General features: G+C 65.2%; 11 protein-coding genes. 7 read left to right on the top strand and 4 right to left on the bottom strand.

The window, feature by feature from the left end; genetic code table 11:
* Positions 1-47: 47 nt before the first annotated feature.
* The gene (locus ACSQ3O_RS12400; protein WP_436139068.1) at positions 48-1,202 is read left to right on the top strand and encodes an ISAs1 family transposase; all 1,155 of its coding nucleotides are present in this window, start codon (positions 48-50) and stop codon (positions 1,200-1,202) included.
* Between the two features lie 74 nt (positions 1,203-1,276).
* Here the strand turns inward: ACSQ3O_RS12400 and ACSQ3O_RS12395 are convergent, their stop codons facing one another.
* From ACSQ3O_RS12395 to ACSQ3O_RS12380, 4 genes are all read right to left on the bottom strand, one after another.
* Complete coding sequence (locus tag ACSQ3O_RS12395; RefSeq protein ID WP_436139067.1) at positions 1,277-1,843, bottom strand: hypothetical protein; 567 nt, start codon at positions 1,841-1,843, stop codon at positions 1,277-1,279.
* Positions 1,844-2,032: 189 nt separating this feature from the next.
* On the bottom strand, positions 2,033-2,494 hold the full coding sequence (locus ACSQ3O_RS12390; protein ID WP_436139066.1) for a YiiD C-terminal domain-containing protein: 462 nt from the start codon (positions 2,492-2,494) through the stop codon (positions 2,033-2,035).
* An 82-nt stretch (positions 2,495-2,576) separates the two neighbouring features.
* The gene (locus ACSQ3O_RS12385) at positions 2,577-3,509 is read right to left on the bottom strand and encodes a patatin-like phospholipase family protein (RefSeq protein WP_436139065.1); all 933 of its coding nucleotides are present in this window, start codon (positions 3,507-3,509) and stop codon (positions 2,577-2,579) included.
* Positions 3,510-3,605: 96 nt separating this feature from the next.
* Positions 3,606-4,505, bottom strand: coding sequence for a LysR family transcriptional regulator (locus ACSQ3O_RS12380; RefSeq protein WP_137747814.1), 900 nt, complete (start codon positions 4,503-4,505; stop codon positions 3,606-3,608).
* 116 nt (positions 4,506-4,621) lie between these two features.
* Here ACSQ3O_RS12380 and ACSQ3O_RS12375 point away from each other — a divergent pair, with 116 nt between their 5' ends.
* The 6 genes from ACSQ3O_RS12375 (at position 4,622) to mmsB (ending at position 10,110) form a co-directional block, all read left to right on the top strand.
* A complete protein-coding gene (locus tag ACSQ3O_RS12375; RefSeq protein WP_436139064.1) occupies positions 4,622-6,145 on the top strand; it encodes a CoA-acylating methylmalonate-semialdehyde dehydrogenase in 1,524 nt (507 codons plus the stop codon).
* Positions 6,146-6,307: 162 nt separating this feature from the next.
* Positions 6,308-6,724 carry a lysozyme inhibitor LprI family protein gene (locus ACSQ3O_RS12370; RefSeq protein ID WP_436139063.1) on the top strand — a complete coding sequence of 139 codons (417 nt, stop codon included), beginning with the start codon at positions 6,308-6,310 and terminating at the stop codon, positions 6,722-6,724.
* 42 nt (positions 6,725-6,766) lie between these two features.
* Positions 6,767-7,933, top strand: coding sequence for an acyl-CoA dehydrogenase family protein (locus ACSQ3O_RS12365; protein WP_436139062.1), 1,167 nt, complete (start codon positions 6,767-6,769; stop codon positions 7,931-7,933).
* A gap of 281 nt (positions 7,934-8,214) precedes the next feature.
* Positions 8,215-8,670, top strand: a complete 456-nt coding sequence (locus ACSQ3O_RS12360) for a TfoX/Sxy family protein (RefSeq protein WP_436139061.1) — start codon at positions 8,215-8,217, stop codon at positions 8,668-8,670.
* A gap of 34 nt (positions 8,671-8,704) precedes the next feature.
* A complete protein-coding gene (locus ACSQ3O_RS12355; protein ID WP_436139060.1) occupies positions 8,705-9,106 on the top strand; it encodes a DUF488 domain-containing protein in 402 nt (133 codons plus the stop codon).
* 101 nt (positions 9,107-9,207) lie between these two features.
* On the top strand, positions 9,208-10,110 hold the full coding sequence (mmsB, locus tag ACSQ3O_RS12350) for a 3-hydroxyisobutyrate dehydrogenase (protein WP_436141118.1): 903 nt from the start codon (positions 9,208-9,210) through the stop codon (positions 10,108-10,110).
* Positions 10,111-10,213: the final 103 nt, after the last annotated feature.

The following is a 10,213-nucleotide window of genomic DNA, read 5'->3' as shown; positions in this document are numbered from 1 at the left end:
ACCCGGCGACACTGCAGCGCTTGAGTCATTTGCCAAACGCTGTAGAGATGAGCCTGCTGCAATACCTGCAAAACATCCCCGATCCCCGCGTGCAGCGCACACGCCGCCACGAATTGCAATCGATCTTGGTAGTGGCGCTGTGCGCCACCATTGCAGGCGCAGAGAACTGCGTAGAGATGGCCGAGTTCGGTCAGCAGCACCAAGACTGGTTTGAGCGCTTGGTGCCACGGCCCTCGGGCATTGCCTCGCACGATACCTTTGCACGGGTGCTTCGCCTGCTCGATGCCAACAAGTTGGAGCTGGCCAGCCAACAATGGCTCGCCCAGGTGGCAGGCAGGGTTCACGGCACGGTGGCCATTGACGGTAAAAGCGTGCGTGGCAGCAGCAAAGGAGATGCTCGCAGGCCACTGCACATGGTCAGCGCCTGGGCAGCAGACATGGGATTGCTATTGGGCCAGTGCAAGGTCGATGGCAAGAGCAACGAGATCACAGCCATCCCCGAGTTGCTGCGCTTGCTGCACCTCAAAGGCTGCATCGTCACCATTGATGCCATCAGCTGCCAAAAGAGCATCGCCCAGCAACTACATGAGCATGGCGCGGACTATGTGCTGTCGCTCAAGGGCAATCAGCGGCACATGAACCAAGTGGTGCAAAAGCACTTTGAAGACAAGGGTAGCCAGGAGCGGCTCGAGGAGAACACCTATACCGAGAGCTGCAGCGGGCACGGGCGCCGGGAACTACGCAGCTACCGGCTCAGCCCTGTGCCCGAGGGGTTGCAGCGAGCGGCAGCCCACTGGCCGGGGCTGGCAAGCGTGGTGCAGGTCGTGCGCCAGCGCCAGCAGGCGTGCCAGCCGGACAGCGAAGAGGTGAGCTACTACATCAGCAGCCTGCCTGCACACACCCAGGCACATGTGCTGGCGAACAGCATCCGCGCGCACTGGAGCGTGGAGAACCAGTTGCACTGGAGCTTGGACGCAGCGATGCGCGAGGATGCGGCGCAGTCATACAAGGATCAAAGTCCGCACAACCAAACGGTGCTGCGACGCATGGCGCTGCAGGTGCTCAAGAATGACACCTCGGTGAAGATCGGCCTGCAGGCCAAGCGCAAGCGGGCGGGGTGGAGTCTGGGCTATTTGGAGCGACTCTTGGGCATCGCTGTTTTGATGCGATTGCCCTGTAAAAAAGAGTTAGCTATCTTTTAAATATCATCGATAACAAAAGCGGCTCCTCGGAGCCGCTTTTGTATTGAGGATGCGCCACACGGCCCGCAATGGGCCTATGCAGCCCCCACCCGCTTTTCTGCGTTGGCAAACGCCGTGGCCAGCGCGGCAAACTCGCTCTGGCTCACCACACCGTCGGCAATGCCGCTGCGGTCCATCAGCTGCAGCACGGCCTGCGAAAAATCATTGCCCTGCCGGGTGATCGACGTGCTGGCGAGCCCCTGCAGAAACTCCTCGTGCGAAATGCGGCCGTCCTTGCTGGTGTCGAACCCGGCGGCAATCTGCTCCTTCTGGGCATCGTCCGCACCAAACTCGCTGAGCAGCGCCTTGAAGTCCTGCGTGGACACCGATCCCCCCGCCGAAGGCTGCCGCACCAGGCCACCGCCACTGCCCCGCTGCACGGCGCCCAGGGCCCCATCCAGCTTGCCTTGCGACACCAGGATGCCCTTGCCCGCAAACCCCGCCAGCGCCTCGGCCTGGGGGCTGAGCGTGACCACCGCCGAGGGCTGGGCCTGCTCCGCATCGCTGCCGCGCCGGGGCGCCGCAGACTTGGCCGCCCCGCTGGACGCAGCATTGAAGACCAGCGAGGCTACGGATGCAAGACCGGAAAGAAGAGGTGACATCGCCTTGAACTCCTGCGCGGCGATATTCCGGTGCCGTGCCGGGAAACATCCCGCAAGCCACCGCTTCGCCCTGTGATCGGAGCGTGTGCGGCGCAGCAGGCGGGTGGTGGCGCGATAAAACGGGGCTCCTGGGCCCACTTTGCGGGATCACCCGAGGCAGGCGCCGTGGCGCCCGGGGCGTGTGCCCCCTCAGGCCGGTGACAGGTAGCCAGGCCCGAAGGCCACAAATTCCCCCTCCAATTGCCCCGCAGGCTGCCCCTGGTAATGCAGCACCGACGCCTGCACGATGCGCCCGATGCCCTTGCGCTGCAGCATGCGCGCAAAGGGCTGCCACACCTGTGCAGACGGCGCCTGCGCCACGGCCGTGAAGGTGCCCGCCATCGGCGCCAGGTAATCCATGGTGTTGCGCTGGATCACCAGCCGACTGCCCAGCCCCTCGGCCGACAGCCGCAGGTGCAACATGGACCATGCCGCCAGAATGGCCACGGCCGAGGCACTGCCGCCAAACACCGTGTCGCGGTGGTTGATGTTGGGCGCCAGGGGCGCGCTCAGCGCCACCTGATGGGGCGACGCCTCGACCACACTCACCTCCATCGCGTGAGACAGGGGAATGTGCTGGTGCAGATAGGCCTGGAGTTCAGAAGCATTCACGGTGCGCGCCGGGGGAGCCGGTGAGTTGTGGTGGCGCGATTTTGATACAGACACACCGAACCCCTCACCGCCTCCCCCAGGCTCAGAGCCACACGTCCCGCAGCCAATCCACCGTGCCCTGCAGCGGGTGCCCCATGGCAATTTCGTCCATGCGGCCCAGCTTGTCCACGGCGTCCAGCGCAATGGTCTCGCTGGGTTGGAAGACGATCTGCAGGCGGTGATAGCGGTCGTCCAGCAGCTGCCGGGCCTGGTAGTCCGAGATGCCCGCCACGCCGTCCATCAGCACATTGATGAGCGGCTGTGCCCATTGCGCATAGCCCCAGTCCAGCGTCTGGCCCTTGATGTAGGTGAGGCTCACGCCCGTGCCCAGCGACAGCATCACCACCTCGTCCAGCGCGGCGCGTTCGGCGGGCTGGTTGTGGCGCGAAATCGCCTGGGCCAGTGCGACGATGCTGGGGTTGTTGGCATACACGCCGCCGTCAATGTAGCCGTCGGCCGAGGGGAAGTAGGTGGGCGCCGAGCTGGTGTATTGGGCGATGTGGGCCACCAGTTGCTCGCCGTCGGAGTCCGCGCCCTTGAAGTTGTGAAAAATCTTGGGCTTCCAGGTGCGTTTGGCGGGCACTTCCTCGTTGTCGAGGTCAAAGGTGGGGATGGCCACCTTGCGGGCCAGGTCGCGCAGCTTCAAATCGCCAAATACGGTTTTCAACTCTGCCTTGAGTCCCTTGCTGGAGTAGTCGGCCCCCACCGTCTTGCCCAGGTCACGCACGTTGTCCCAGAAGCTGTCGTCAAAGATGACGCCGCCGCGCTCCTTGTAGACGGTGCAGATTTCCTCAGGGGTCTTGCCCGAGGCCAGGCCCAGCGCCAAGATGCCGCCGGTGGAGGTGCCTGCAAACAGGTCCACGGTGTCGAGCCACCCCGGCACCTGCGGATCGGCATTGAGCCGGGCCAGCAGCCGCGCCGTGATCAGGCCGCGCAGGCCGCCGCCGTCCAGGCTGAGGATTCGGTACTTGGTCATGGGCGCCTCCTGTGTGCGGATAGGTGGCTCGGATGCTAGGCGGCGCTCCAACACATGCCAAGAAAAATTTGCGGGCGATGGGTAACCGTCCAGAACCTACCGCCGGTCCGGCCGCAGCCGCCCGCTCTCCCCCTGCCCCACTTCCTTCAAAAAACTCCACACCGCCTGCATGCGCGCCAGGTGCTTGGCCTCGGCGGGCATGCTCATCCAGAAGGTGCGGGTAAAGCGCGCCTCCTGCGGCAGCACGCGGGCCAGCACCGGGTCGGTGTCGGCCAGAAACGCGGGCAGCACGGCCAGCCCGGCCCCGGCGCGCACGGCCTCGTACTGGGCCGTGACGCTGGTGCTGCGCATGGCAAAACGCTCGGGTGGGTAGAGCTGGTCGAGAAACTGCAGCTCCTTGGTGAACAGCAGGTCGTCCACGTAGCTCACAAACGCGTGGTGGCGCAGGTCCTCGCGCGTGGCGACCAGGGGGCGGCGGGCCAGGTATTCGCGCTGGCCGTACAGGTGCAGCGTGTAGTCCGCCAGCTTGGTGACGATGACCGAGCCGCGCGTGGGCCGCTCCAGCGAGATGACGATGTCCGCCTCGCGCCGCGACAGGTGCAGCATGCGCGGCAACGCCAGCAGGTCGATGGACAGATGCGGGTGCTTTTGCGTGAGCCGCGCCAGGTGCGCCGCCAGGATCAGCGTGCCAAACCCCTCGGTCGCCCCCACGCGCACCAGGCCCGAGGGCCCCGCCCCCGCCTGCGCCGGGGCAGCGCGCTCCACGCCCAGCACGGCGGTTTCCATGGCCTCCACGGCGGGCAGCAGCTGGCGCCCGGCCTCGGTCAGCCGGTGGCCGCCCGCCTCGCGCGCAAACAGGGCGGCGCCCATCTGCTTTTCCAGCGCCTGGATGCGGCGGGCCACGGTGGTGTGCTCCACCCCCGCGCGGCGGGCGGCGGCGGCCAGGGTGCCAGAGCGGGCCAGCTCCAGGAAGTAACGCAGGTTGTCCCAATCCATGATGTGCAAATTTGCAAAACCAAAGTGCAGCATTGTCTATTGCTTCAGCAATTTTGCACAGATACGATGCGCCATTCGTCGGCAAACCGCCGCGTGCCAACCCAGGAGACAAACGCATGAACGCACCCACCAACGTGGCCGCACTGGCCCCCACCGTCAAACTGCTGATCGGCGGCAAGTTCGTCGAGTCCAAGACCACGCAGTGGCGTGATGTGGTGAACCCCGCCACACAAGAAGTGCTGGCCCGCGTGCCCTTTGCCACCCCTGAAGAAATCGACGCCGCAGTGGCCTCAGCCCAAGAGGCTTTCAAGACCTGGAAGAAGACCCCCATCGGCGCCCGCGCCCGCATCTTCCTGAAGTACCAGCAACTCATCCGCGAAAACATGGCCGAACTGGCTGCCATCCTGACGGCCGAGCAAGGCAAGACCTTGCCCGATGCCGAAGGCGATGTGTTCCGTGGCCTCGAAGTGGTCGAACACGCTGCCAGCATCGGCAACCTGCAACTGGGCGAGCTGGCCAACAACGTGGCCGGTGGCGTAGACACCTACACGCTGATGCAGCCCCTGGGCGTGTGCGCTGGCATCACCCCCTTCAACTTCCCGGCCATGATCCCGCTGTGGATGTTCCCCATGGCCATCGCCACGGGCAACACCTTCGTGCTCAAGCCGTCTGAACAAGACCCCATGGTGACCATGCGCCTGGTCGAGCTGGCGCTCGAAGCCGGCATCCCCCCTGGCGTGCTCAACGTGATCCACGGTGGCGAAGCCGCTGTGAACGCCATCTGCGACCACAAGGACATCAAGGCGATCAGCTTTGTGGGCTCCACCAAGGTGGGCACGCATGTCTACAACCGCGCCAGCCTCAACGGCAAGCGCGTGCAATGCATGATGGGCGCCAAGAACCACGCCATCGTGATGCCCGACGCCAACAAGGAACAAACCCTGAACGCTCTGGCTGGTGCCGCCTTCGGTGCCGCAGGCCAGCGCTGCATGGCGCTGTCGGTGGTGGTGCTGGTGGGTGAAGCGCAAAAGTGGATCCCCGAGCTGGTCGCCAAGGCCAAGACCCTGAAGGTGAGCGCCGGTGTCGAAAAGGGCACGGACGTGGGCCCCGTGGTGTCTTGCGCCGCCAAGGACCGCGTGCAAAGCCTGATCGAGCGCGGTATTGCCGACGGCGCCACGCTGGAGCTGGACGGCCGCAACCCGGAGGTGGCTGGCTACGAAAAGGGCAACTTCGTGGGCCCCACGGTGTTCAGCGGCGTCAAGCCCGGCATGAGCATCTACGACCAGGAAATCTTTGGCCCCGTGCTGTGCCTGTCGGCCGCTGCCGACATTGACGAAGCCATCGAGTTCATCAACAGCAACCCCAACGGCAACGGCACCGCCATCTTCACCCAGTCGGGTGCGGCCGCGCGCAAGTTCCAGGAAGAGATCGACGTGGGCCAGGTCGGCATCAACGTGCCAATCCCTGTGCCAGTGCCGCTGTTCTCGTTCTCGGGCTCGCGCGCTTCCAAGCTGGGCGACCTGGGCCCCTACGGCAAGCAGGTCGTGTTGTTCTACACGCAGACCAAGACCGTGACGGCGCGCTGGTTTGATGACAGCACCATCTCGCATGGTGTCAATACCACGATTAGCTTGAAGTAACCCCCTGAGCGGCTGCGCCGCTTCCCCCTTTCTCTGCATCGCTGCGCGATGCGGAAGGGGGACGCCACCCGTGCCTGAATCGCTGGATGGCGGCTCTTGCACGGTGGCACTGGCCTGGGCCGCGCCGGTTTCAACGACTGCGCGCGGTGGTAAAAGCGGGGCATGCAAACTTTTCAGACAACGATGCGGGGATGGGCCATGGTCTTCGGTGCTGCGTGCGTGATGCTGGTGGGTGCAGATGCCCACGCGCAGGCCGGCGCCGTCTGCAAACCCAGTGGCACCGTCGAAGAGACCAACGCCTGCGCCGTGCAAGCCTTCCAGGCGGCCGATACCGAGATCGCAGTCCTTTACGGCGACGTGATGCGCGCACTGTCGGCCCACGAGCGGCCCCAGCTGCGGCAGGAGCACACCGCCTGGCAGCGCGAGCGCACTACCCGCTGCAAACAGGCCCAGCGCAGCAACGAGTCGCAACCCCAGTGGCCGCGCCTGTACCACGAGTGCCTCACGGCCGAGACCCAGGCGCGCCGCAAGGGCCTGATGCGCTGGCTGACGCTGGACCACCCGTCCGCCAAGCCCTGAGCAAGGCCACCAGAACAACAAAAAGCCAAGAGACAGAACACCATGGACTTTGAACTCACCGAAGAACAACGCGCCTTTGCCCAGACGGCCCGCGACTTTGCACAAGCTGAGTTCGCCCCCCACGCCGCGCACTGGGACGAGGAAGGCATCTTCCCCAAAGAAGCCATCGCCAAGGCGGGCGAGCTGGGCTTTTGTGGCCTGTATGCCCCCGAAGCCGCCGGTGGCCTCGCCCTGCCCCGGCTCGATGCCACGCTGGTCTTTGAAGAAATGGCGGCCGTGGACCCCAGCACCACCGCCTTCATCACCATCCACAACATGGCCACCTGGATGCTGGGCACCTGGGCCACGCCCGCCGTGCGCGACCACTGGGGCCCGCTGCTCACCACCGGCGAAAAACTCGCCAGCTACTGCCTGACCGAACCCGGCGCGGGCTCCGATGCCGCCTCGCTCAAGACCCGCGCCGAGCTGGTGGGCCACGAATACGTCATCAACGGCGCCAAGGCCTTCATCAGCGGCGCGGGCAGCACCGACGTGCTGGTGCTCATGGCCCGCACTGGGGATGCAGCATCGGGCGCGGGCGGCATCAGCGCCTTTGCCGTGCCCGCCGATACGCCCGGCATCAGCTACGGCAAAAAGGAACAGAAGATGGGCTGGAACAGCCAGCCCACGCGCACCATCAGCTTCGACAACGTGCGCATCCCCGCCGACCACCTGCTGGGCCGCGAGGGTGAAGGCTTCAAGATTGCCATGAAGGGCCTGGACGGCGGCCGCATCAACATCGCCACCTGCTCAGTGGGCGCCGCACAAGGCGCGCTCAACGCCGCCCAGCAATACATCCAAGACCGCAAGCAGTTCGGCAAACCCATCGCCAGCTTCCAGGCCCTGCAGTTCAAGCTGGCCGACATGGCGACCGAGCTGGTGGCCGCCCGCCAGATGGTGCGCCTGGCCGCGAGCAAACTGGACGCCGGTGCGCGCGACGCCTCCACCTACTGCGCCATGGCCAAGCGTTTTGCCACCGACGCAGGCTTCACTGTCATCAACGACGCCCTGCAACTGCACGGCGGCTACGGCTACATCCGTGAGTACCCGCTGGAGCGCCTGCTGCGCGACGCGCGCGTGCACCAGATCCTGGAAGGCACCAACGAAATCATGCGGGTCATCATTGCGCGGCGCATGCTGGATGGGGATGCGACGGAGGTGATCCGCTGAGCATTTACTCCTGTTTTCATAGCTACCAGCGCTTATCCAACGGGCGGTAACGGCCAATTTTCTTCATGAAATACATGTCTCAGATGGAAAAACCAGTCCACGCCCCCACAGCAGCGCCGGGAGTTACCCCCTCTCCCCTCGCGGGAGAGGGTTGGGGAGAGGGGGCCGCACCAACACCGCGCCGGTTTCCCCCCCCTCTCCCCGGCCCTCTCCCACAAGGGGAGAGGGAGCGACAGCCCTCTGAGACAGGTATCTAGCCAGCGCCATTTGAACCAGCCACCATGCCCGCCCGCCCCCTCTCCGACGAAACCCTGCACCTGATCGACGCCGTACGCAGCGCGCTCGCGCACCGCAGCGATGTGGACGAGCGGACCATGTTCGGCTGCTACTGCTTCTTCGTGGACGGCAAGCTGTGCATCGGCATCAAGGGCGAAGACCTGCTGGTGCGCCTGCCGCCCGAGCGCCATGGCGAGTTGCAGGAGATGCAGAACACCCGCGAACTCTCGCCCGGCGGCGGCATGCAGGGCTACTTCTGGGTGGAGCCCAACGGCTACGCCACCCGCGCGCAATGGAACTACTGGCTGGAAGAAGCCCTGGCCTACAACCCGCTGGCCAAAGCATCGCCACGCAAGAAGACCGGCTCCCCAGCGGCGGGCAAAAAAGCGCCATCCGCCGCCCGCAAGACGCCGAAAAAAACCGCTGCAAAGAAGCACAGCATCTTCGAAGCCGACGACTGAGCCGCCCTCACCTACTACTACCCGGAGCCCCACCATGCCCCTACGCATCGTCCGCCTTGGCACCCCGCGCGCCGCCGGGGAAGGTACCCGCATCGGCACCGTGCGCCGCCCGCCGCGTGGTGTGCCCAAGGCCGAGTTTGCGAGCCGCGACTACTACGACGTGTGGTACCCCCTGCTCTCCCCCAGCGCCGACCTCATGGCCCAGGGCCAGCAGGTGCCCACCGGCCAAGAAGGCGACAAGGCGTGGGAGGCTTTCGTCAAACAGTTCCGCAAGGAACTGGCCCTGCCCGAAGCCAGCCGCACGCTGGACCTGCTAGCCGCGCTGTCGCACCACAGCGCGATGTCGCTGGGCTGCTACTGCGAGGACGAAGCGCGCTGCCACCGGTCGGTGCTGCGCGCCGAGCTGGCAAGCCGTGGGGCCGACATCAGCCCCTAGATTTCAAGCTTTTTAGGCCGTTACCGCGCAATGGATATGCCTTTCTAGCTATCAAATTCATACCAAACCCGTACCCCATTCCCTTTCACCATCACAACGACATCCAGGAGCAACACACCATGAAAATCGCATTCATCGGCCTCGGCAACATGGGCGGCCCCATGGCACACAACCTGCACAAGGCAGGCCACGAAGTGCGCGCGTTCGACCTCTCGCAACCCGCGCGCGACAAGCTGGCCGCAGACGGCGTGCCCATCGCCGCTGATGCCAAGGCCGCCGTGCAAGGCGCCGAAGTCGTCATCAGCATGCTGCCCGCCAGCCAGCACGTGGACGGCCTGTTCCTGGGTGCGGGCGACCTGCTGACCCAGCTGCCCGCAGGCACGTTGATCATCGACTGCTCCACCATCGCAGCCGCCACCTCCCGCAAGGTGGCCGACGCCGCCAAGGCCAAGGGCGTCGCCTTTATCGACGCGCCCGTGTCGGGCGGCACCGGCGGCGCCATTGCAGGCACCCTCACCTTCATGGTGGGTGGCGACGCCGCCGACCTGGAACGCGCCCGCCCCGTGCTCGAAAAAATGGGCGCCAACATCTTCCACGCAGGCAGCGTGGGCGCAGGCCAGACGGCCAAGATCTGCAACAACATGCTGCTGGGCATCCTGATGGCCGGCACCAGCGAAGCCATCGCCCTGGGCGTAGCCAACGGCCTGGACCCCAAGGTACTGAGCGAAATCATGCGCCGCAGCTCGGGCGGCAACTGGGCGCTGGAGAAGTACAACCCCTTCCCTGGCGTGATGGAAACGGCGCCTGCCAGCAAGGGCTACGCGGGCGGGTTTGGGACGGACCTGATGCTCAAGGATTTAGGCCTGGCGCAGGAGAACGCGATGGCGGTGAAGGCCGCCACGCCGCTGGGGGGCATGGCGCGCAATCTGTATGCGGCACACAGCCTGGCGGGGCATGGGGCGCTGGATTTTTCCAGCATTATCAAGATGGTGCAGAAGGGGTAATCGCTCTTCCGTCACAGAAAAACGCCAGCGCTTGCTGGCGTTTTTAGCATGGACTGATCAGAGTGGCGAAAGCTGCTGTAGCAACAAAGAACAACTGGTACTC

This window comes from Acidovorax sp. LjRoot74 (assembly GCF_964254355.1).
In the GTDB taxonomy this organism is placed as follows: Bacteria; Pseudomonadota; Gammaproteobacteria; order Burkholderiales; family Burkholderiaceae_C; genus Acidovorax.
This window is presented reverse-complemented; position numbering and strand designations above follow the sequence as displayed.